The following is a 20,545-nucleotide window of genomic DNA, read 5'->3' as shown; positions in this document are numbered from 1 at the left end:
TGAGGCAACCGAAAACGCGGGTGCCCGCCAAGGCCGCCGGCCGGGTTGCACACGAACGGGACGGCCGCGTCCCCCGGCCGGCCCAGCGCCCATCACGACCCGGTCGGCTCCCGCCGGACGGGCATCGCACGATGGGGGACGTACCCGAGCGAGGAGAACCTGATGACCGACGAGACCCGAGTGACCGACAACCCGGACGAGAACCGGTACGAGGTGTGGGTGGGCGAGAAGCTGGCCGGGATGGCGTTCTACGACCGGCGGGGCGAGCTGACGGTGTTCACGCACACGGAGATCGACGACGCGTTCGCCGGGCAGGGGCTGGGGAAGGCGCTGGCGGCGGGCGCGCTGGACGACGTCGTCGCGGCGGGGCGGACGATCGTGCCGGTTTGCCCGTTCATCGCGGGGTACCTGCGGAAGCACCCGGGGTACGAGGACCACGTTCGGTGGCCGAAGGGGTGAGTGCCGGGGGTGCGGCGAGGTCTTGAATGAGTCATTCAGGACCTCCGAAGACCTGAATGACTCATTCAAGACGCCACCAGCGGCGATCGGCGCCGTCGCCGGAGGTCTTTGCGTTCACGGCACACGAGCGCCGTCCGCTGGGCCGAAAGCGTGAGTGGCACTGGGCCGTACGGGTCCAGAAGGAGAGGTATGTCCGGTTCTATTGGTTATTAACCAACCTTCGTCGGTGTTGCGTTGGTTGCTCGGCAACGAAAGTGACCGGCGCAGGCTTCGAACCGGCAAACTGGAGGAAGTTGATGACTCCCCGGAAGACCGCTCTCAAGACCTTCGCCGTCTTGTCGGCAGCGGCGCTGACGAGCGGCGTGTGCGCGTCGGCGGCCACCGCGTCCCCACTGGCCTTCTCCGAAATGCAGGCCCACGCCATCACCAGCGCCACCCAGGTCGCGCAGTCGCTGGGCGCCGCCTCCGGTGGTGTCTACCTGGAGAACGGCAAGGCCGTCGTGAACGTCGTCGACGACGCCGCGTTGCAGAAGGTGCAGGCCGCCGGGCTCAGCGCGAAGAAGGTCAAGCACACCTTCGCCGCGCTCACCGGTGTCAAGAACCAGCTGGACGCGGTGAAGAACGTGCCGCAGACCGCGTGGGGCATCGACACCAAGACCAACCAGGTCGTGGTGAAGGTCTACGACGCGGCCAGCAAGGAAACCGCCGACAAGGTCAGCGCGGCCGCCGCGAAGTACGGCGACAGCGTCCGCGTCGAGCACCGGACCGGCAAGCTCGAGCTGCACATCCAGGACGGCGACGCCATCCAGAACAGCCAGGGCCGCTGCTCGCTCGGCTTCAACGTGACGCGCGGCGGGGAGCCGTTCCTGCTCACCGCCGGGCACTGCACCAACCTCGGTGGCACCTGGTCCGGCGGGGACGTCTCCGGGGCCGAGGTCGTCGAGAGCGACTGCCCGGGCGCCGACTCCGGCCTGCTGACCCGGCCGAACGGGACCGGCCCTGGCGAGATCAACACCGGCCAGCAGATCACCAGCGCGGCCGAGCCGACCGTCGGTGAGCAGATCCAGAAGCAGGGCTCGACCACCGGTGGCGGCAGCGGCGAGGTCACCTCGGTCGACGAGTCGGTCAACTTCGACGTCGGCGTGCTCAATCACGAGTTCGGCACCACCGCGCACACCGACCACGGCGACTCCGGTGGCCCGGCGTACGACGGTGAGAAGGGCCTCGGCACGCTGTCCGGCGGCGACACCGTGACCAGCTACTTCTACCCGCTCACCCTGGAGCTGCAGGCTTACGGCCTCGAGCTCGCCTGATAGCCGGAAAAGCCCCCTTTCACCCGCGTCGAGGGCAGGTGAAAGGGGGCTTTTCTCATGCCTCCAGCCGCTTCGCGCGGTAGACGGCGTCGGTGTGGTGCCCCTCGCCGCGCGTCTCGCACGTCTCGACGACCCACTGCCACGGGTCGCCGAGGAACGTCGTGATCTCCTCCGGCTCGAAGTACAGCTCCTCCGGCGGCTTCTGGCCGTCGAACTCGCGCATGGCCTTCGGCGAGTGCCCGACCACCAGCAGCGTCCCGCCCGGCCGGATCGCCGCCGCGGCCGCCGTGAAGACGTCGCGGCGCAGCGCCGGCGGCAGGTGCATGTACTGCGCCGAAATCAGGTCGTACTGCTCTTCGGGCTGCCACTTCAGGATGTCGCGGTGCAGCCAGCGGACGCTCACCCCCGCCTCCTTGGCCGCTTCTTCGGCGCGGGCGAGCGCGACGGTCGAGATGTCGGCGCCGTCGACCGTCCAGCCGCGCTTGGCCAGCCAGATCGCGTCGCCGCCTTCGCCGCAGCCGAGGTCGAGGGCGTGCCCGGGTTTCAGCCCGTCGACCTCCGAGCTGAGGTTGGCGTTGACGTTCCCGCTCCAGATCCGGTGCTCGTCGCGCTGGTACATCGACTCCCAGAACTCCTGCTTGAGCATGTTCTCGACGATCATCGGCTGGTCGTGTGCGTGGGGCATGGGTCCTCCTCGGTGACGTCCCCAGCATGCGGACGACGTCACCGAAGAGGCAAATCGTGTTGCCGATCCGGCAACTCAGGCCGGGCCGTACACCTGCATCTCGTACAGCGAGTAGCCGTACGACGTGCCGCGCGTGACGCCGTCCATCCGCACGTAGCGGCCGCTGCCGGTCAGGCCGGTGAGGTCGTCGGTGGCGCCGTTGCCGGTCGTGGTGCTGTAGATCGTCGTCCAGGTGGCGCCGTCGGCGGAGGTCTCGACGCGGTACGCCTTGGCGTACGCGGCTTCCCAGCTCAGCTTGACGTGCGTGATCGCCTTCGTGGCGCCGAGGTCGACGCGCAGCCACTCGCTCGCCGTGCCTTCCTTGGACGCCCAGCGCGTGCCGGTCAGGTTGCCGTCGAAGGCCGCGCTCGCCGGGTAGGACGACGACTCCGTTGACGACGCCGCCGCCGTTTTGCCTTGGGAGAGCAGGGTTTCCGTGCCACCCGTGACCGTGACGCCCAGGGAAGCGGTCTTTCCGCCGCCGGTGATCGTGACCGTCGCCGAACCCGGGCTCGCCGTCGTGGCGGCGGCGACCGTGACGGTCGAGGTCCCGCCGGCCGGCACCGACGCGGGCGCGAAGGACACGGTGACCCCGGCGGGCGCGCCGCTCGCGGACAGCGAGACCGCGTCCGTGGCCGTGACGGTGGCCGTCGCCGAAGCGCCCGGCGCGACCGACACCGACGACGGCGTCACGCTCAGGCCCGAGGTGCCGCCGGCCGCGGTGAACGTCCACCGCGCCTGCGTCCCGGAGCAGCTGCCCGCGGTGAGCGTCGTGCCCGAGGCGCGGAAGCACTTCGTGCTCGACTGGATGTCCGAGATCGTGCCGTCCGGGTTGATCGACCACTGCTGGGCCGGGCCGCCGGTGCACGTCTGCAGCACGATCGAGCTGCCGGAGATGCCCGCGCACTTGTCGTTGATCACCAGGAAAGCGCCGTGGAAGGTGAAGCGCTGCGAGTCGCCGCCGGTGCAGGCGGCCACTTTCAGCGTCGTGCCGCTGCCCGGGGCTTCGAGGCAGGTGCCGGTGGAGTTGTTGCGGTACTGGCCGACCGTGGTGTTCGGCTGCGCGCCGCCCCAGCATTCACCGGTGCTGGTGTTGAAGATCGGCGTCGCGTCGTACGGCTCGTTCGACGGCGGGTCGACGACCACTGGCTCCATGACCGGCGTGTTGTCGGCGTTGTAGTGCGTGAGCGCGTCCTCGCAGTCGATCGCGTCGAAGGCGCTGCCGCCCTTGCCGCCGAGCCAGAGGTCGATGTGGCGCAGGCCGGGTCCGCCGTTGGGGCCCTGGCCGTTCCAGTCGTCGGAACACTCGTCGCAGCCGTCCTCCATGATGAAGTACTTCTTCACCCGCGGCACCCAGACCTTGGTGCCGGGCTTGAGTTCGTCGCTGCTGGTGGCGAAGGTGATCGGGTCGGCGTAGCTGCCCTTGCCGCCCGCGGTGTCGTGGATCCGCGGGTAGGAGATGTCGCCGCCGGGTGGCGTGTTGTCCCACCAGCCGTAGAAGGTGAGGAAGGTCGGTTGCGTGGTGGCCGCGTTCGCCGTGCCACCGGCGGTGAGCGCGGTGGCCAGGGCGAGGAACAGGGTCACGACGAGCACGAGCGCGCGCCGGGTCATGCTGCCTCCGGAAGGGGACTGGGCGGACGATGACTGCGGCGTGGCTCCCAGGTTCGCCGGGCGGGCGCGGCCCGTCAACCCCACTTCGTAAACTTTCCTGACGAATGCGGGCCGGTGTCCCGGTCGGCGGGAACCCGGTGGTGAGTAAGCGCTTTCTTCGGTGAAGATGGCGGCATGAGCGAACAGCGGGAAATCGTGGTCACCGGCGGCGGCACCGGCATCGGGCTGGCTATCGCCGCCCGCTTCGCGGCGGCGGGCGAGCGGGTGACCGTCACCGGGCGCCGCAAGGACGTGCTCGAGGCCGCGGCCGAGCGGATCGGCGCGCGGGCGGTGGCCTTCGACGCGAGCGACCCGGCGGCCGTGCGGGCGGCGCTGGCCGAGCTGCCCGGGCGCGTCGACGTCCTGGTCAACAACGCCGGCGGCAACACCGACCGCGTCCGCGAGGCCCCCGCGCCCGGCGACCTGGCCGGCCTGGCCGACGCGTGGCGCGCGAACTTCGAGGCCAACGTCGTCTCCGCGGTCCTCGTGACGGCCGCGTTGAAGCCGCGCTTCGCGGACAACGTGCGCGTGGTGACCCTCGGCTCCATCGCGGCGAAGCAGGGCTCCGGCTCGTACGGCGCGGCGAAGGCCGCGATCGAGGCGTGGAACACCGACCTCGCGCGGCAACTCGGCGCGGCCGGCTCGGCCAACGTCGTGGCGCCCGGTGTCACCCTCGACACGGAGTTCTTCCACGGCACGGTTTCCGAAGAATGGGTGAACGCACGGGTCTCCGTCGCCTTCGACAAGCGGGCCGGCACGCCGGACGAGGTCGCGGAAACGGTGGTGTTCCTGGCCGCCCCGGGCGCCGGGCACGTCACCGGGCAGGTCGTGCACGTGAACGGCGGCGCGTACGGGGCCCGCTAGGCCATCCGGGTCGCAAGCCGGCCGGAAGTCCCACGGGGGCGCCGGTTCTCTCCATGGTGGAAGGGAGACCAGTCCACCGGCAGAGAGGTGTGATCCGCCGTGACGGCAGCATCCGCAACCCCGGCCCTCCCGACGACGCGACCGGCCGGATGCCCGTTCGACCCGCCCGGGAGCTACGCCGAGCTGCGGGAAACCGAGCCGGTGTCGCAGGTCCGCTGCCCGGCGGGCATGGACGCCTGGCTGGTGACGCGCTACCAGGACGTCCGCGCGGTGCTCGCCGATCGCGCGCTGAGCTCCCGCGGCGCGTCTTCGGTGCACGTCCACCCGGACGCCGACCTCGACGAGGAGGTCAGCCCGGGCTCGATCATCCAGCTCGACGGCGCCGAGCACTCCCGGCTGCGCAAGAAGGTGATCGCGGAGTTCACCGTGCGGCGCGTGGAGGCGATGCGCGGCTACGTCCAGGAGCTGGTGGAGAGCCACCTCGACGCGATGCTCGCGAAGCCGGGGCAGGCGGACCTGGTGGCGGACTTCGCGTTGCCGATCCCGTCGCTGGTGATCTGCGAGCTGCTCGGCGTGCCGTACGAGGACCGGTCGCGGTTCCAGCGGCAGAGCGGCTTGCTGGTCAGCACCGACGCCACCCCCGAGGAGGGGAAGCAGGCGTACGACGAGCTTTCCACCTTCCTGGCCGAACTGTTCACCGACAAGCGGCGGAATCCGCAGGATGATCTGTTCAGCAGGCTGATTTCCCGCGGCGAGTCGTCCGGTGACCCGCTGTCGATGGAGGAGCTGGTCGTGCTCGGGCTCAGCCTGCTGGTGGCGGGGCACGAGACGACGGCGAACATGATCGCGCTCAGCGCGCTGGTCCTGATGGAGCAGCCGGCGCAGCGGGACGTCGTGCTCGCCCGGCCGGAGCGGGCGGTCGAGGAACTGCTGCGGTACCTGTCGGTCGTGCAGTTCGGCGTGCTGCGGTACGCGACCGCGGACGTCGAGGTCGGCGGGCGTTCGGTGAAGGCGGGGGAGTGGCTGGTCGCCGCGTTGAACTCGGCGAACCGCGACGAGGAGCTGTTCCCGGGTGGGGACAAGCTCGACTTCGACCGCGAGTCGCCGCGCACGCACGTCGCCTTCGGGTTCGGCGCGCACCAGTGCATCGGCCAGCAGCTCGCGCGGGTCGAGCTGCAGGAAGCGTTGACGCGGTTGTTCCGCCGGGTGCCCGATCTGCGGCTGGCGGTACCGCGGGAGTCGTTGGCGTTCAAGCACAACACGCTGGTGTACGGGGTCCGGGAGCTGCCGGTGGCCTGGGGCTGAAAAATCGGGGGCGGCTTTCCGGCGGGCGGGTTACCGTGTCCGGCAACGCGCTGATGGAGCCGAGTAGCCCCGGGAGCGCACGGGTCAAGAGAGCCGCCGGCAGCTGGGAAGGCGGTCCCGTGCCCGGTGGTGAAGACCCTCCGGAGTGCGGGGAGGAACGGCGCCCGCGCGCCCCATGCCCCGCCGGCCGGCCCCCGTCACCGGGCCACGACGAGGCCGCTTTCCGGCGGTGAAAGTGCGGTGGCACCGCGAGTTTCCCTGCTCGCCCGCGCTCCCGAGGGGTTCCGCGTTGGGAGGGTGATGAGTTCTCGCGTTTTGACCGCCGAACTGCCGCGGCACGTCGGTGCCCGCGTCCGCGTGGCCGGGTGGGTGCACCGGCGGCGACGGCTGAAGTCCGTCACGTTCGTCGTGGTCCGGGACCGCTCCGGGACCGCGCAGGTCGTGCTGCGGGGTGCCGCGCCGCCGGAGGAAACCGTGGTGGAGGTGCACGCCACCGTCACGGCGAACCCGCGCGCGCCCGGCGGCGTCGAGCTGACCTCGCCGGAGCTCCGCACGCTGGGGGAAGCCGGGCAGCCGCCGCCGTTCGACCTCTACCGGCCCGCGGTCACCGCTTCGCTGCCGACGATCCTCGACCACGCGCCGGTCGCGTTGCGGCACCCGGCGCTGAAAGCGCGTTTCGCCGCGGCGGCGGAATCGGTGCGCGGCTTCCGGTCCACATTGGACTCGCTGGGGTTCACCGAGGTGCACACGCCCAAGATCGTGGCGTCGGCGACGGAATCCGGCGCGAACGTCTTCGGCATCGACTACTTCGGGCGTCCCGCCTACCTCGCGCAGTCGCCGCAGTTCTTCAAGCAGGCGCTCGTGGGGGTGTTCGAGCGGGTGTACGAGGTCGGGCCGGTGTTCCGCGCCGAACCGCACGACACCGCCCGGCACCTCGCGCAGTACACCAGCCTCGACGTCGAGCTGGGCTTCATCTCCGACCACCGCGACGTCATGGCGGTGCTGCGGGAGGTGCTCGCGGGGATGGCGGGCGAGCACATCGCCGTCCCGGCCGAAATCCCGGAGATCCACTTCGCCGAGGCGCTGGAGTTCCTCGGCGTGCCGGCCGACGAACCGGACCTCGCGCCGGCGCACGAGCGCGCGCTCTCGGCGTGGGCGCTGCGGGAGCACGGCTCGGAGTTTCTGTTCGTCACCGGCTACCCGCTGGCGAAGCGGCCGTTCTACACGCACCCGGACCCGGCGCGGCCCGGCTACTCGAACAGCTTCGACCTGCTCTTCCGCGGCCTGGAACTGGTGACCGGCGGCCAGCGCCTGCACCGGCACGCCGACTACCTCGCGGTGCTCGGGGACGACGCGCCGCGGTACGCGGACTACCTGCGGGCGTTCGCGCACGGCATGCCGCCCCACGGCGGGTTCGCGATCGGTCTGGAACGCTGGACCGCGCGGCTGTTCGGCGCCGCGAACGTCCGGGAGGTCACGCTGTTCCCGCGCGACCTGCACCGGCTGACCCCGTGAGGAGAAGCATGACCGCACGCCGGCTCTGGGCGGCCGTGGAACCGTTGCACGCCGTCGTCTACTTCGCGCCCGAGACCGCGGCGGCGGCCAAGGCGGCGGGCCTGCGCGGGTACTGGATGGGCTACTTCGCGGGCCGCCTGGCGCCGCTGGGCCCGATCGGCCCCGGGCCGGCGGCGTCGGTGCTGTTCGGCTTCGCGCCCGCGATGGTGGCGCGGGCGCTGCCGGACGCGTGGTCGTTCGCCTCGCCCGCGGACGTCGTGGAGTCGCGGCTCGAGGCGGTCTCGGCGGCGGTGCCCCCGGCTCCGGAACTGGCAGCGCTGCTGTGGCGCGCGGTCGAGGCGTGCGACTTCGGCGGGCGCCCGCTGGCGGCGGCGTGGGCGGCGGTCCCGAAGCCCGCGAACCCGGCGGCGGCGCTGTGGCTGGCGACGACGATCCTGCGCGAGCACCGCGGCGACGGCCACGTCCTGGCGGCGGTCCACGCGGGCTTGAGCGGGCTGGAGACGACGTTGACCCACATCGGCGACGGGGTGATCGGCCGCGCGGACGTCCAGCCGCACCGCGGGTGGTCGGACGAGGAGTGGGACGCGGCGGTGGATCGGTTGCGGGATCGGGGAGTTCTCGATGGGGAGGGGCGGCTGACGGAGGCGGGGCGGGAGCTGCGGCGGGGAATCGAGGCCGACACCGATCGGCTGGCGGCCGCGCCGGTGGACGCGCTGGGAGCGGATCTCGAGCGGGCGCTGGAGCTGGCGGTCCCGCTGAGCCGGGCGGTGATCGACAGCGGGGTGGTGCCGGTGCCGAACCCGATGGGCGTGCCCCGCCCCTGACGCTCGCGCCGCACGTCTTGAATGACTCATTCAGGACCTCCGAAGACCTGAATGAGTCATTCAAGACACCGCGTCTCGTCGTCACCCGGGCCGGCGGGCAGCCCCTTTCCCGCCGGCCCGGGTCCCCGGGTTCCCCCGAGGTCATTCCTCCGCGCGGCCCGCCTGGCGGCGCAGGAGGTCGTACTGGCAGCTCAGCTCGTGCGCTTGGTCCTCGTACTCGCGCTTCGCCGCCAGGAACGGCCGGACGCTGTCGCTGTAGTGGCGCAGGTCGTCCTGCTCCAGCGAGCCGTCGCGGAAGGCCGTCCAGAACACCAAGGTCGCCGACACCACCATCACCAGCGCGACCAGCACCGCCATCAGCACGGCGAGGTCGTTCATCCCGGACAGCACGCCCTCCGTGTACACCCGGACGAACATCACCACGCCCATCAGCCCGACCAGCAGCCCCACCGTGACCAGGCTGAGCTTCGAACCCACCGACAGCTTCGGCCAGTCCAGCTGCCGCTTGGCGTTCTTGTGCTGGCGCTGGTTGTGGCCGAGGTGGTGCAGCGCCGTCGCCGCGCCGCCGGTGGCCAGCACCGAGATCACGATGCTGATCGCCAGCGGCAGGCCGAGCGGGTCGCTCCAGTCGACGTTGAACACGGAACTGGCCAGCCACAACATGATCGGCAGGTCGACCACCGTCACCGTGAGCAGCGTCAGCACCCGCGTTACGCGGCCGACGCGGCGGTGTCGCAGGCTGCCGCGCAGCTGCTCGAGCTCGATGAGCCGGTCGATCAGCTCGGCGCGGGCCTGCGCCTCGCCGACGGTCAGGTTCTGGCCGTGCGGGCCCACCACGTGGCCGTCCATCGCGCGGGCGGCTCGGTAGGTCAGCTCCTGCACACGGGCGAGGAGCAGGTCGCCCGCCGGCGTCTCGGCGCGGGGCCGCGGCTGGGGGAGTGGCAGGTTTCTCGTCTGGTCGGTGCTGGTCATGGCCGTGCCTCCTGGTCGGTCTACGTGCTCGGGCCGGGGCCCTGGTACGTGATCTCCACCCGCCTCATCCGGGCCGCCGCCGCTTCGTCGAACCGCCCGCCGGTCACCGCGGTGACCCCGGGTTCGGTGCCGGTGCCGGTGGCGTCGACCCGCTGGGTCACGCCGGCCCCGGTGAGCGCGCCGGCGACGGCACGCGCTCGTTGTTCCGCCAGTTCCCGCCGCCCCGCGTCGGTCGACCCCGGGGGGTCGGCCGCGAAGCCGCGGACGGTGACCGGCGCGCTCGAACGGCCGGCCGTGATGCTGCCCGCCAGCGACCGCAGCAAGTCGCGGGCGGATTCGGAGAGCACCGCGGAGTTCCCGGCGAAGCCGAGCGCGGCGTCCGAAACCGTGGTGGTGACCTCGCCCCGCGGGCCGATCACCGACGTCACCCCCGGCACGGGCACGACCGGCGTCGCCGCGGTGGCCCGCGACGGCTCGGCCGGCACCCGGCTCTGGTCGACGTCGCAGGCGGCCGCACCGGCCGCCCGGCAGATCGCCTGCCAGTACGCGGCCAGCCGGTCGCGCGCCGGCGCCGGCAGCGGCGGCTGCGGGCCGGCGACCGACCCGAGCCCGGCGAAGACGACGTGCCAGCCGTCCAGCCGCGGCAATTGCCGGGCCGCGCTCAGCTGCCCGGCGACGGCCGCCGGGTCCGCCGCCCAGCCGACCTGCCGGAGGTCGAACGCCCCGCCGGTGCTCAGGCCGCTGCTGTCCACGACCAGCGTCCCGGCGGGCACCCCGCGGACGGCGTCGGCGATGCCGGCGAGCAGGTCGAGCCCGCTCTTGTGCGCCACCGTGGCACCGATGGCGTCGACCGCGCTCGCCACGTTGCGGTCGATCAGCGACGGCCGGGAAAGGCCGTGTTCCAGGGAACCGTCGGCCCGCCGCGGGGTGAGCACGACTGAGCGCCGGTCCCCGCCGTCCGCGGCCGAGATCAGCACGACGCTGCTCTTGCCCGAGCCCTGCTGCGAGACGTTCCCGCTGTTCGCGGCGTCGCGCAGCACGGCGAGCACGGCATCGGTGACGGCGGCCCGCGGCTCGTTCGCCGTCCCGCTGACGACCACGACGACCCGGTCCCCGCCGGCGGGGACGACGTTCCGCGCGGGCACCGCGCAGCCGCCCATGACGGCGCCCAGTGCCAGCATCCCGGCAAATGCCGACCGAGTGACACGCGCTGGTCGCGGTGTCGCCTTCCGCAGGCTGAGCGGGGTGTTCTTGAGCTGCATGACGACCTCCCGACGGTCGATGAAGCAATCTCAGGTTGTCATTTGCCCTGTAACGATGTCAATTGACAATGCGATGACATCAAGAAGCGATCCCTGGTCGACGCCCTTTGATCGATCAGAGAGCGCTGAACGCCGGACCCAAACGGGCCGAATGGAGCAACTTCGCGGCTCCGCTGCGACGAGTGGTGGGACCGCGGCGCGCAAGTGCCATGCGGAGAAGGGCAAGTGACATCCGAGGGGTAGGCTGAGGCGATGGCGAGATACGACGCCACCGTCGAGGGCGTCCGGAGCGTCTTCCTCAAGCTGAGGACGCGCAGCGGGCTCACTGTCGAGCGCCTCGACGCGACCGAGGTCGACGTCCGCCTGCTCGCCGAGCTGCCCGCCGTCCGCCGCCGCGCCCGCGAGACCGGCGAGTCCGAAGGCGAAGCGATCGTCCACGTCGTGACTTCCGCCGCCGCCGCGCTCGACCCGGCCGACCTCCTGATCGCGGACGCCGCGCTGGCGCTCGGTGTACTCCGCGCGCGCGTGGGCGAGCGCCCCGAGATCGACCGCCTGTACGCCGACGACCTGGGCGAGCGCCGCCGCGCGCTGGCCGAGGGGTGGGAGGCCCTGCACGCGCTGGTCGGCGTCTCGAGCGAGTACCCGCCGCCGACGGTCCGGAGCCTCCGCGGCTCCATCGAGACCCGGACGCTGGGCGTGCTGGCCGAACGCTGCGTCCACGACGTCGAGCCCGTGGTGGCCGAGCCCGCCGGCGACAGCGTGGGTGCCGTCGTGGTGGTCGGCAGCGCGGTGACCGACCACGTCGTGGTTTCGGACGAGCTGCCCGAGGTCGGCGAGGCCGTCCAGGCGCAGTCCTTCGACGTGCACCCGGGCGGCAAGGGCCTTCTCCTCGCGGTGGCCGGGCGGCGCCTCGGTCTCGACGCGCGGCTCGTCACCGCGATCGGCGGCGACTCCCAGGCCCAGGACCTGCTGCAGTTCATGCGCAAGGAAGGCCTGTCGACCGCGCTGGTCAAGGAAACCCCCGGCGTCGCCAACCCGCGGGCGCTGGTGCTCGTCAGCCAGACCGGCGAGACCCGGTACCTCGGCTGGATGAACAAGGACGAGGTCTCGCTGTCCAGAGAGGACCTTCGCGCGCCGCGCGTCCGGGACGCGATGGCCGAGGCGGACGCCGTGCTGGTCACCCTCGAACCGCCGATGGACACGATCAAGTGGGCGCTGTCGGCCGCGGCCACGCAGGCGCGGAAACCCCTGGTGCTGCTGCAGGCTTCGCCACCCCGCTCCGCTCCGCAGCAGCTCTACCGGCTCCTGCGCGGGGTCGACTACCTCGTCGGCCGCGAAAGCGAGCTGCGCCGGCTGCTGTCCGATCCGGACAGTCCACAATCACTCGACGACCTGGCCCGGTCACTGCTCGCGCTGGGAGTGGGCGCGGTCTGTGTCGTCGAGAATTTTGGTTGTAGGATCCGCTCGAGCGTGATCTCCCGCGACATCGAGGGCCCGCCGGTCCCGCTCGACGACGCACCAGGCGTCCGCGAAGCTTTTTCCGCGGCGCTCATCCAAAAACTCATTCAAGAGGGTGCCGGCCGGAGCCGCGAGGAAGCCCTGCACTGGGCGATCGCGGCGATGGCGACGAACCCGACTCTCGACGAGATCGCCGACTCGATGCCGGGTCTCGAGGAGGTCGAGCGCACCCTCGAGACCGACCAGACCCTGGAGACCCCGTGACCGGAGCAGTGGTGCACCAGCTGGAGGGTGCGGAGGGGGCGTTCCGCGCGATCGTCCTCGACGGCGGGCCCGAATGGATGAACCCGCCGAGCGCGGCGGTCTACGGCGAGCCCGTGGACGGGTGCCCCGTCCGCATCCACTCCCGGTGCCTCTACGGCGAAATCTTCGAGTCCACGAACTGCGACTGCCGCTGGCAGCTGCAGGAATCCCTCCGCATCATCCGGAAGCACGGCTCGGGCGTGCTGGTCTACCTCGACCAGGAGGGCCGTGGCGCCGGCTTGTTCGCGAAAGCGGAGGGGTACGAGCTGTCGCAGAAGAAGGGCCTGGACACCTTCGCGAGCTACGCGGCACTCGGGTACAAGGCGGACAGCCGGTCCTACGGGGACGCCGCGGCCCTGCTCGCGCAGCTCGAGCTCAAGTCGGTGCAGCTGCTGACCAACAACCCGGCGAAGATCTCGGCGCTCGAGGCGGCGGGCATCAAGGCGGAGATGCGCCAGCTGGTGCAGCCGGACCCGAGCGGCGAGACGGTGCGGTACCTCGCGGCCAAGGAAGTGCACGGGCACGCGATCCTGCCGCGCCCCGCCTGAGCCTCCCTGTCGATTCCGGGTCCTCCCGTTCGACGCACGGGTGACCACACCCGGACAAGGGAGGACTCATGACCCTGCTCGCAGGCAAGAACGCCATCGTCTACGGCGCCGGCGGCCGGATCGGCTCGGCCGTCGCCGCCGCTTTCGCCGGGGAAGGCGCCACCGTCTTCCTCGCCGGGCGGACCCGGGCGCGGCTGGAGGAAGTCGCCGCGCGGATCCGGGCCGACGGCGGCGCGGCCGAGACCGCGGAGGTCGACGCGCTCGACGAGCGGGCCGTCGACGAGCACGCCGACGCCGTCGCCGCGCGGGGTGGGCTGCACGTGTCGTTCAACCTGATCTCGCACGGCGACGTCCAGGGCAAGCCGCTGGCCGAGATGGCGCTCGCGGACTACGAACGGCCGGTGGTGACCGCCGTGCGCACCCAGTTCCTGACCGCGCGCGCGGCGGCGCGGCACATGATCGGGCAGCGGTCCGGCGCCATCCTGCTGTTCGGGGGCGACGCGGATCCCGTGCGCGAGTACCCCGTCGGCGGGCTGCAGGTGGCCTTCCACGCGCTCGAGGCGATGCGCCGCCAGCTCGCCGCCGAGCTGGGGCCGCACGGGATCCGGACGGTGACGCTGCGGACGGGCGGCATCCCCGAAGTGCTCCCGGCCGGTTTTCCCGGCCGCGACGCGATCGAGAAGAACATCGTGGGCAAGACGATGCTCGGCCGCGCGGCGACCCTCGCCGACGTCGGGGCGGTGGCGGCGTTCGTCGCGTCCGACCGGGCCCGCACGATGACGGCGGCCACGGTCAACGTCAGCGCCGGGGCGCTGGTCGACTAACCCACTACCCGCCCGAGGAACCCGCGGATGTACCCGGCGATGGCGTCGAGGTGCGTCTCCAGCGCGAAGTGCCCCGAATCGAGGAGGTGGATCTCGGCGTCGGGCAGGTCGCGGGCGTAGGCGCGGGCGCCGTCGGCGACGAAGATCTCGTCGTTGGCGCCCCAGACGGCGAGCAGCGGGACCTGGCTGGTCCGGAAGTACTCGTGGAACTTCGGGTACAGGCCGATGTTGTGGTGGTAGCCGGCGAGCAGCGCCTGCTGGATCGCCGCGGCGCCGGGCCGGTCGAGCAGGGCCTGGTCGTGGATCCAGACGTCCGGGCTGACCAGTGACGGGTCGGGCACGCCGTCGAGGTACTGCGCCTTGGTGGCTTCGAGGGTGACCATGGCCCGCAGGTCGTCCTCGGTCAGCGTGCCGGCGGCGAGCTTCTGCGGCAGCCCGGCGCCCAGCCCTTCGACGTAGGCGTTGCCGTTCTGCGTGACGATCGCCGTCACCCGGTCCGGGTTGGCGGTCGCGATGCGCAGGCCGACCGGCGAGCCGAAGTCCTGGATGTAGAGCGCGAAGTGGGTCAGGCCGATCTCGTCGAGCAGGCCGAGCGTGAGGTCGGCGAGCGCGTCGAAGGTGTAGGCGAACTCCGTCACCGGCGGGGCGTCGGACGCGCCCGCGCCCAGGTAGTCGGGCGCGACGACGTGGTAGCGGTCGGCCAGCGCCGGGATGAGGTGCCGGAACATGTGCGAGCTCGTCGGGAACCCGTGGAGCAGCACGATCGTGGGCGCGTCCGCGGGCCCGGCCTCCCGGTAGAAGAGCCGGTGCCCGGCGACGGTGGCGTGGCGGTGGTGCACGGCGACCATCGGATCCTCCTTGTGTCTCATGGTTATTTTCTTATTTATCCATGAGACAGGTAGGCTGTCAACGAGCCAGGGAAAACTGGGCAGCCGAACTCGGGAGGCGGACGTGGTCACTGCGGCACCCGGCGAGGACCGCTCGCCCGCGCTGGCGCTGGTCAACACCCGGCGGTTGAGCCCGGGCGGCGACGTCGACGACCTCGCCGAACCGCACGGCGCCGCCGCCTGGCTGCGCCGGCACGACCTGCCGGCGGCGGCGCTGAACCCGGCCGGCGTGGCCCGGCTGAGCGAACTGCGCGGTGCCGTCCGCGAACTGCTGGCCGCGCTGGTGGACGACCGCGAACCCGACGCCGCCGCCGTGTCGGCGGTGAACGCGGCCGCTCGCGCCGACGCCGCCGCGCCCCAGCTCGTCTGGCGGGGCGGCCCGCTGCGCGAATGGCGCAGCACCCGGCCGGGCACCCTCGACGAGGCCGTGGCGGCACTGGCCCGCGACGCGATCGACGTCGTCGGCGGCGACCTCGGCCGGCTGGTCCGCCCGTGCGAAGCGCACGGCTGCGTCCGCTTCTTCTTCCGCGAGCACGCCCGCCGCCGCTGGTGCTCCACGACCTGCGGCGACCGGGTCCGCGCGGCCCGGCACCAGCGGCTCGTGGTCGAGCAGCGCGGGGCTTCGGCCGAGTAGCGTCGCGCCCATGGAATGGACGCTCGAAGTGGTCGTGGTCCCGGTGTCCGACATCGACCGCGCCAAGGCCTTCTACGCCGATCAGCTCGGGTTCACCCTCGACCACGACGTCGCGCCCGCCCCGGGCGTGCGGATCGTCCAGCTGACCCCGCCGGGCTCGGGCTGCTCGGTGGTGATCGGCAAAGGCGCGGTGCCGGACATGCCGCCGGGGTCGATGAAGGGCCTGCAACTCGTGGTCAAGGACCTGCCGAAGGCGCACGCGGAACTGCGGGAACGCGGGGTCGACGTGGGTGACATCCAGGTCGTCGGCGCGGGCCCGTGGGACGGCAAGGCTGACCTGGACAACGTGGGCTTCGTCTTCTTCGCCGACCCGGACGGCAATTCCTGGGCGGTCCAGCAGATCTCGTCCCGCCGCTAGCGCCAGCTGTCGTCGCCGAACCCGAGCGTGACCGGGCCGCGGCGGATGCCCGCCACCGTCTCCGACGGCAGGACTTCGTCCAGGAACCCGTAGTCCGGGCGGCGGGTGCGCGCGTGCCACTCGGCGATCTCGTGCCAGCCGGGGGCGGCGAGCGCGCCGCCGAAGTGCTGGACCGACAAGCTCGCCGTCAAGCACGCGAAGCGGAGGCGCTCCGCGAGCGGCCAGCCGGTCAGCGTCGCGGCGAGGAAGCCCGCCCCGAAGACGTCGCCCGCGCCCGTCGCGTCGAGGACGTCGACCGGCAGGGCCGAGACGGCCGCCGTTTCGCCCGTCGTGCCGTCGACCGCCAGCACCCCGTCGCCGCCGCGGGTGATCACCGCGACCGGGACCAGGTCCGCGAGCTTCGCCAGCGCCGCTTCCGGGGTGTCCGTGCGGGTGTAGGCCATCGCTTCGACGTCGTTCGGCAGGAACGCGTGGCAGCACCCGAGCTGGTCGAGCAACGCGGCCGACCAGGCCTCGGACGGGTCCCAGCCGACGTCGGCGAAGACCAGGCTGCCGGCCTGGTGCGCGGTGTGGACCCACTCCGCGGTGTCGAGGCCGATGTGCGCGACCGTCGCGCGGCTCCGCGGCGGCGAGCCGGCCAGCTCCGCGACCGGGACGGGCGGCGCGTGGCCGTGGGTGATCATCGCGCGGTCGCCGGCGTAGGCGAGGGAGACCGTGACGGGGGAGTGCCACTCCGGGAACCGCCGCGAGCGGGACAGGTCGATGTGCTCCTGCCGCGAAAGGACGTCCCAGCAGTAGCGCCCGTAGACGTCGGTGCCGAACGCGGCCGCCAGCGACGTCCGCAGGCCGAGGCGGCTCAGCGCGACGGCGAAGTTCGCGATCCCGCCCGGCCCGGAGCCCATGCCGCCCGTCCACACCTCCTGGCCCGGCGCCGGCGGTTGTTCGAGCCCGGTGAACACCAGGTCGAAGAACAGCGGGCCGGACAGGAAGACATCGGTTTCGGGTACAGGCTCAACCGGCACGGGCGCCTCCACGAAAAGTCGCGCAACTGTGCGCACGAGAGTGCGTCAACCACGCAGGATCCGCAAGATCTGCGCATTCTTGACCGGAAACTGAGCAATGTTGACTGCTATGGTCGCCGGATGCTGCCCCAGCGTCGCCACGAGCTGATCCTGCGGGCCCTCCGCGCGGAGGGGCCGGCGCCGGTCGGCGTGCTGGCCGAGCGGCTCGGCGTCAGCCAGGCCACCGTGCGCCGGGATCTGGTGCGGCTCGACCGCGAAGGCCGGCTGACCCGGGTCCACGGCGGCGCCATGGCGGCGGCCGGCGACGGCGAGCCGTTCGCGCCCGTGGCCGAGCACGCCGACGAAAAGGAAGCCGTGGCCCGGCGCGCGGCCGCGCTCGTCGCCGACGGCGACACCGTGCTCCTCGACGTCGGCACCACCGCGCACCGGCTGGCGCGGCACCTGCGCGACCGCGCGCTGACGGTGATCACCAGCAGCCTCGCCGTCTACGAAGAGCTGAAGGACGCCGCCGACGTCGAACTCGTCCTGCTCGGCGGCGTCGTCCGGCGCGGGCAGCACTCGATGGTGGGGTTCCTGACCGAGGACGCGCTGCGCCAGGTGCGCGCCGGCACTGTTTTCCTCGGCGCGAGCGGGGTCCGCGGCGACGGCCACGTGATGGACTCGACGGTCGTCGAAGTGCCGCTGAAGCGGGCGATGGTGGCCGCGGCGGACCGGGTGGTGCTGCTCGCCGACGCAGGCAAGTTCCCCGGGACCGGGCTGGCGAAGGTCTGCGGACCGGACGCGCTCGACGTCGTCGTCACCAGCGCCGGGGCCGACGAACCGACCTGCGCCGCGCTGGCCGGCGCCGGGGTGGAGGTGCTGCGGTGAAGCTGGCCATCCTCGGCGGTGGCGGGTTCCGCGTGCCGCTGGTGCACGGCGCGCTGCTGCGCGACGGCGGCGTCACGGACCTGGTGCTGCACGACGTCGACGCCGGACGGCTCGCCGCGATCGAACGGGTCCTCGCCGAACAGGCCGCCGGGGTGGCCGGCGCGCCGCGGGTGCGCGTGGCGACGGACCTCGCCGACGCACTGTCCGATGTGGACTTCGTGTTCTCCGCCATCCGGGTCGGCGGCCTGCGCGGGCGCCGGCTGGACGAGCAGCTCGCGCACGCGGAAGGCGTGCTGGGCCAGGAAACCGTCGGCGCGGGCGGGATCGCGTACGGCCTGCGGACGATCCCGGTCGCGGTCGAGCTGGCGCGGCTGATCGGCGAGCTGGCGCCCCGCGCGTGGGTCATCAACTTCACGAACCCGGCCGGGATGGTCACCGAAGCGATGGCCGCGCACCTCGGCGGCCGGGTGCTCGGCATCTGCGACTCGCCGGTGGGACTGTGCCGCCGCGTCGCAGGCGCGCTCGGCATCGACCCGGCGACGGCGTGGTTCGACTACGCAGGCCTCAACCACCTGGGCTGGCTGCGCGCGGTCCGCGTCGGCGGCGAAGACGTCCTGCCACGGCTGCTCGCCGACCCCGGGGCGCTGGAGTCGTTCGAGGAGGGGAAGCTCTTCGGCGCTTCCTGGCTGCGTGCTTTGGGCGCCGTGCCGAACGAATACCTGCACTATTACTACTTCGCGCGGGAGGCGGCGTCGTCGTCGGCCTCGCGGGGTGCGCTTCTCCTGGAGCAGCAACGGGATTTCTACGCCGAACCTTCGCTGGCGGCGTGGGATCGCACGCGCTTGGAGCGGGAAGCGACGTATATGGCCGAAACGCGCGAGGGGGAGCGTGACGATCTCGAAGGCGGCGGATACGAAAACGTCGCGCTGGCGCTGATGCGCGCTATCGCTTTCGGGGAACGCACGAACCTGATCCTCAACGTGCGCAACGGATCCGCGTTGCCGGACGTGCCGCCGGACGCGGTCGTCGAGGTGCCGTGCGTCGTCGACGCGAACGGGGCGCGCCCGCTCGCGGTCTCGCCGCTGCCCGGCCACGCACTCGGCCTGGTGACCGCGATCAAGGCCGTCGAGCGGGCGACGATCGAAGCGGCGACGACGGGTTCGCGCGAGGCGGCGCTGCGGGCGTTCGCGCTGCACCCGCTGATCGACTCGGTTTCGGTGGCGCGGCGGCTGCTCGACGCGTACGCCGCCGCGCACCCGGAACTTTCTTACCTGGCTTAGGGAACGAGGGCGCGCAGCAGCGGGCCGATGCGGCGCGCCAGGTCCGCGTCGACCTGCTCGATCTCGCCGACGAACAGCTCGGTGACGGCCTGAAAGGCCCGGCCGACGTCGGCGAGACCGCCGGCGAGGGTGGCTTCGAACGGCCGCGTGACGACGGCGGGCAGCCGGTCGAGCCCCCGCCCTTCGACGGCGGGCAAGCCGTGCCGCAGGCAGGCGAGGGCGAGCGTGTGCTCCCGGACCCGGCCGACCATGTACTCGGCCTGCCAGCCGCGGCCGCGCGCGAGGCTCGACCGCGCGTGCAGGGCGTGCAGCCAGGCCAGATCGATCAGGCGGCGGGCGTCCGGGGGCCGCGCCTGGTCGCGCTCGTTCGCCTTGCCGAACGGGAGCCGGAACTTCGGCGTCGTCGCGCCGAAGTCCGCTTCCGGCCAGAACGCGACCGCTCGAACACGACGTCCATGTGGTGCACGGCGCCGTGCTCGCCGTACATCCGCATGGTGAAAGCCGCGCGGCCGCTGGTGCGTTCACTAGACCGCGGCCATCGCGTTGAACTCCGCCTCCGCCGTGTCGCGCTCGACGTACAACGACCACGCCTCGTCGGCGATGTCGTCCGGGTTCAGCGTTCCGGCGGTGAACCCGTGGTCCTGCGACGTGAACACGCGGTGGATGTCGCCGCGCTCGATGAGGCCGCCGATGGTGAGGATGCCGGCGTAGACGCCTTTCTCGCGCAGGGCCGCGTGCAGCGTCAGGACGTACATGCGCAGCGCCGCCGACGCCGGGGCGAGGGTGCCGAGCATCGGCATCGGGTGCTTGCCGCTGAGACCACCGGCGAAGAGCAGGGCGCCCGAGCCGCGGGTCAGCATCGGCGGCAGTGCCGCTTTGACTAGGTTCGCGGCCGGGAGCATGAAGTTCTCGAACGGCGTGCGCAGGTCGTCGGGGCCCGCTTCGGTGAGCGGCTTGATGCCCGGGCCGCCGGTCGCGTCGGCCGGGCCGAAGTACACCGTGTCGATTTCGCCGGTGTCCGTGGTGATCCGGGCGAGGACGTCGCGGAGCTGGGTTTCGTCGGTGACGTCGGCGGTATAGGTGTGCGCGGGGATCCCGGTCAGGGCCTCGCGATAGGCGTCGTGCCGGGTGGCGGTGCGGGAAACCAGCGCCGTCGTAAAGCCTTCGCGGCCGAAGCGGCGGGCGATCGACAGGCCGAGCCCGGGGCCGACGCCCAGGACGGCGATCACTTTGGGCAAGGGAACCTCCTCGTGGAATAACTTGAGATTGCTCTCAAGTTAGTCGGAAGTTGAGGATGTCGTCAACTTCGCTCCGGTGTGCGGCGAATGTCGTCATGGGTTGAGGCCACCGGCGCAACGCCGACGTCCACGGCTGCTCCAAGCGGGTAGAACCTGTTCCAGTTTCGGGGTGGTGCCG

Annotated in this window: 21 protein-coding genes; 13 read left to right on the top strand and 8 right to left on the bottom strand. The window is 72.1% G+C overall.

The annotated features are described in order from the left end of the window. Positions 1-162 precede the first annotated feature (162 nt). Both H4696_RS26865 and H4696_RS26860 read left to right on the top strand, forming a co-directional pair. The gene (locus H4696_RS26865; RefSeq protein WP_086858296.1) at positions 163-459 is read left to right on the top strand and encodes a GNAT family N-acetyltransferase; all 297 of its coding nucleotides are present in this window, start codon (positions 163-165) and stop codon (positions 457-459) included. A 296-nt stretch (positions 460-755) separates the two neighbouring features. Next, a complete protein-coding gene (locus H4696_RS26860) occupies positions 756-1,772 on the top strand; it encodes a S1 family peptidase (RefSeq protein WP_086858297.1) in 1,017 nt (338 codons plus the stop codon). Positions 1,773-1,827: 55 nt separating this feature from the next. Here H4696_RS26860 and H4696_RS26855 read toward each other — a convergent pair whose 3' ends face one another. Beyond that, on the bottom strand, positions 1,828-2,457 hold the full coding sequence (locus H4696_RS26855) for an SAM-dependent methyltransferase (RefSeq protein ID WP_192782560.1): 630 nt from the start codon (positions 2,455-2,457) through the stop codon (positions 1,828-1,830). 75 nt (positions 2,458-2,532) lie between these two features. Beyond that, positions 2,533-4,107: a discoidin domain-containing protein gene (locus H4696_RS26850; RefSeq protein ID WP_086858298.1), complete on the bottom strand. Its 1,575-nt coding sequence runs from the start codon at positions 4,105-4,107 to the stop codon at positions 2,533-2,535. Positions 4,108-4,281: 174 nt separating this feature from the next. On the opposite strand from H4696_RS26850, the gene H4696_RS26845 reads away from it, so the two are divergent. From H4696_RS26845 to H4696_RS26830, 4 genes are all read left to right on the top strand, one after another. After that, on the top strand, positions 4,282-5,010 hold the full coding sequence (locus H4696_RS26845) for an SDR family oxidoreductase (RefSeq protein ID WP_086858299.1): 729 nt from the start codon (positions 4,282-4,284) through the stop codon (positions 5,008-5,010). Between the two features lie 99 nt (positions 5,011-5,109). Next, complete coding sequence (locus H4696_RS26840; RefSeq protein WP_086858300.1) at positions 5,110-6,315, top strand: cytochrome P450; 1,206 nt, start codon at positions 5,110-5,112, stop codon at positions 6,313-6,315. 300 nt (positions 6,316-6,615) lie between these two features. Then, positions 6,616-7,830, top strand: a complete 1,215-nt coding sequence (gene aspS / locus H4696_RS26835) for an aspartate--tRNA(Asn) ligase (protein ID WP_169734917.1) — start codon at positions 6,616-6,618, stop codon at positions 7,828-7,830. A gap of 8 nt (positions 7,831-7,838) precedes the next feature. Continuing rightward, on the top strand, positions 7,839-8,654 hold the full coding sequence (locus H4696_RS26830; protein ID WP_192782559.1) for an SCO6745 family protein: 816 nt from the start codon (positions 7,839-7,841) through the stop codon (positions 8,652-8,654). A gap of 141 nt (positions 8,655-8,795) precedes the next feature. On the opposite strand, the gene H4696_RS26825 is transcribed toward H4696_RS26830, so the two are convergent. Both H4696_RS26825 and H4696_RS26820 read right to left on the bottom strand, forming a co-directional pair. After that, positions 8,796-9,626 carry a hypothetical protein gene (locus H4696_RS26825; RefSeq protein ID WP_192782558.1) on the bottom strand — a complete coding sequence of 277 codons (831 nt, stop codon included), beginning with the start codon at positions 9,624-9,626 and terminating at the stop codon, positions 8,796-8,798. 20 nt (positions 9,627-9,646) lie between these two features. Next, positions 9,647-10,807: an OmpA family protein gene (locus H4696_RS26820; protein WP_225955815.1), complete on the bottom strand. Its 1,161-nt coding sequence runs from the start codon at positions 10,805-10,807 to the stop codon at positions 9,647-9,649. Positions 10,808-11,140: 333 nt separating this feature from the next. Between H4696_RS26820 and H4696_RS26815 the strand changes: the two genes are divergently transcribed. From H4696_RS26815 to H4696_RS26805, 3 genes are all read left to right on the top strand, one after another. Beyond that, the gene (locus H4696_RS26815) at positions 11,141-12,610 is read left to right on the top strand and encodes a PfkB family carbohydrate kinase (RefSeq protein WP_086864258.1); all 1,470 of its coding nucleotides are present in this window, start codon (positions 11,141-11,143) and stop codon (positions 12,608-12,610) included. Then, a complete protein-coding gene (gene ribA, locus H4696_RS26810; protein ID WP_086864259.1) occupies positions 12,607-13,197 on the top strand; it encodes a GTP cyclohydrolase II RibA in 591 nt (196 codons plus the stop codon). Before H4696_RS26815 ends, ribA begins: the two co-directional genes overlap by 4 nt. Before the next feature lie 68 nt (positions 13,198-13,265). Further along, a complete protein-coding gene (locus H4696_RS26805; RefSeq protein WP_086864260.1) occupies positions 13,266-14,021 on the top strand; it encodes an SDR family NAD(P)-dependent oxidoreductase in 756 nt (251 codons plus the stop codon). Here H4696_RS26805 and H4696_RS26800 read toward each other — a convergent pair. Further along, on the bottom strand, positions 14,018-14,869 hold the full coding sequence (locus H4696_RS26800) for an alpha/beta fold hydrolase (RefSeq protein WP_086864261.1): 852 nt from the start codon (positions 14,867-14,869) through the stop codon (positions 14,018-14,020). The genes H4696_RS26805 and H4696_RS26800 overlap by 4 nt on opposite strands. Positions 14,870-14,972: 103 nt before the next feature. Between H4696_RS26800 and H4696_RS26795 the strand changes: the two genes are divergently transcribed. Together H4696_RS26795 and H4696_RS26790 are read left to right on the top strand one after the other, a co-directional pair. Next, a complete protein-coding gene (locus H4696_RS26795) occupies positions 14,973-15,542 on the top strand; it encodes a CGNR zinc finger domain-containing protein (RefSeq protein WP_086864262.1) in 570 nt (189 codons plus the stop codon). 10 nt (positions 15,543-15,552) lie between these two features. Next, positions 15,553-15,960 (top strand): VOC family protein, encoded by a 408-nt coding sequence (locus tag H4696_RS26790; RefSeq protein WP_086864263.1) that lies wholly within the window; start codon positions 15,553-15,555, stop codon positions 15,958-15,960. Here the strand turns inward: H4696_RS26790 and H4696_RS26785 are convergent. Beyond that, positions 15,957-16,982 carry a PfkB family carbohydrate kinase gene (locus H4696_RS26785; RefSeq protein ID WP_086864264.1) on the bottom strand — a complete coding sequence of 342 codons (1,026 nt, stop codon included), beginning with the start codon at positions 16,980-16,982 and terminating at the stop codon, positions 15,957-15,959. The genes H4696_RS26790 and H4696_RS26785 overlap by 4 nt on opposite strands. A 120-nt stretch (positions 16,983-17,102) precedes the next feature. On the opposite strand from H4696_RS26785, the gene H4696_RS26780 reads away from it, so the two are divergent. Both H4696_RS26780 and H4696_RS26775 read left to right on the top strand, forming a co-directional pair. Further along, positions 17,103-17,849 (top strand): DeoR/GlpR family DNA-binding transcription regulator, encoded by a 747-nt coding sequence (locus H4696_RS26780; RefSeq protein WP_086864265.1) that lies wholly within the window; start codon positions 17,103-17,105, stop codon positions 17,847-17,849. Then, the gene (locus H4696_RS26775) at positions 17,846-19,129 is read left to right on the top strand and encodes a 6-phospho-beta-glucosidase (RefSeq protein WP_086864266.1); all 1,284 of its coding nucleotides are present in this window, start codon (positions 17,846-17,848) and stop codon (positions 19,127-19,129) included. The genes H4696_RS26780 and H4696_RS26775 overlap by 4 nt, the downstream gene beginning before the upstream one ends. Here the strand turns inward: H4696_RS26775 and H4696_RS26770 are convergent. Both H4696_RS26770 and H4696_RS26765 read right to left on the bottom strand, forming a co-directional pair. After that, the gene (locus H4696_RS26770; protein ID WP_086864267.1) at positions 19,126-19,380 is read right to left on the bottom strand and encodes a hypothetical protein; all 255 of its coding nucleotides are present in this window, start codon (positions 19,378-19,380) and stop codon (positions 19,126-19,128) included. The genes H4696_RS26775 and H4696_RS26770 overlap by 4 nt on opposite strands. 273 nt (positions 19,381-19,653) lie before the next feature. Then, on the bottom strand, positions 19,654-20,358 hold the full coding sequence (locus H4696_RS26765; RefSeq protein WP_249027197.1) for an SDR family NAD(P)-dependent oxidoreductase: 705 nt from the start codon (positions 20,356-20,358) through the stop codon (positions 19,654-19,656). Between the last annotated feature and the right edge of the window lie 187 nt (positions 20,359-20,545).

The organism is Amycolatopsis lexingtonensis, assembly GCF_014873755.1.
Lineage (GTDB): Bacteria > Actinomycetota > Actinomycetes > Mycobacteriales > Pseudonocardiaceae > Amycolatopsis > Amycolatopsis lexingtonensis.
This window is presented reverse-complemented; position numbering and strand designations above follow the sequence as displayed.

Coding starts and splice junctions, on each gene's coding strand:
- H4696_RS26865 (WP_086858296.1), top strand. CDS start 163: ATGACCGACGAGACCCGAGTGACCGACAACCCGGACGAGAACCGGTAC.
- H4696_RS26860 (WP_086858297.1), top strand. CDS start 756: ATGACTCCCCGGAAGACCGCTCTCAAGACCTTCGCCGTCTTGTCGGCA.
- H4696_RS26855 (WP_192782560.1), bottom strand. CDS start 2,457: ATGCCCCACGCACACGACCAGCCGATGATCGTCGAGAACATGCTCAAG.
- H4696_RS26850 (WP_086858298.1), bottom strand. CDS start 4,107: ATGACCCGGCGCGCGCTCGTGCTCGTCGTGACCCTGTTCCTCGCCCTG.
- H4696_RS26845 (WP_086858299.1), top strand. CDS start 4,282: ATGAGCGAACAGCGGGAAATCGTGGTCACCGGCGGCGGCACCGGCATC.
- aspS (WP_169734917.1), top strand. CDS start 6,616: ATGAGTTCTCGCGTTTTGACCGCCGAACTGCCGCGGCACGTCGGTGCC.
- H4696_RS26830 (WP_192782559.1), top strand. CDS start 7,839: ATGACCGCACGCCGGCTCTGGGCGGCCGTGGAACCGTTGCACGCCGTC.
- H4696_RS26825 (WP_192782558.1), bottom strand. CDS start 9,626: ATGACCAGCACCGACCAGACGAGAAACCTGCCACTCCCCCAGCCGCGG.
- H4696_RS26820 (WP_225955815.1), bottom strand. CDS start 10,807: ATGCTGGCACTGGGCGCCGTCATGGGCGGCTGCGCGGTGCCCGCGCGG.
- H4696_RS26815 (WP_086864258.1), top strand. CDS start 11,141: ATGGCGAGATACGACGCCACCGTCGAGGGCGTCCGGAGCGTCTTCCTC.
- H4696_RS26805 (WP_086864260.1), top strand. CDS start 13,266: ATGACCCTGCTCGCAGGCAAGAACGCCATCGTCTACGGCGCCGGCGGC.
- H4696_RS26800 (WP_086864261.1), bottom strand. CDS start 14,869: ATGGTCGCCGTGCACCACCGCCACGCCACCGTCGCCGGGCACCGGCTC.
- H4696_RS26790 (WP_086864263.1), top strand. CDS start 15,553: ATGGAATGGACGCTCGAAGTGGTCGTGGTCCCGGTGTCCGACATCGAC.
- H4696_RS26780 (WP_086864265.1), top strand. CDS start 17,103: ATGCTGCCCCAGCGTCGCCACGAGCTGATCCTGCGGGCCCTCCGCGCG.
- H4696_RS26770 (WP_086864267.1), bottom strand. CDS start 19,380: ATGGTCGGCCGGGTCCGGGAGCACACGCTCGCCCTCGCCTGCCTGCGG.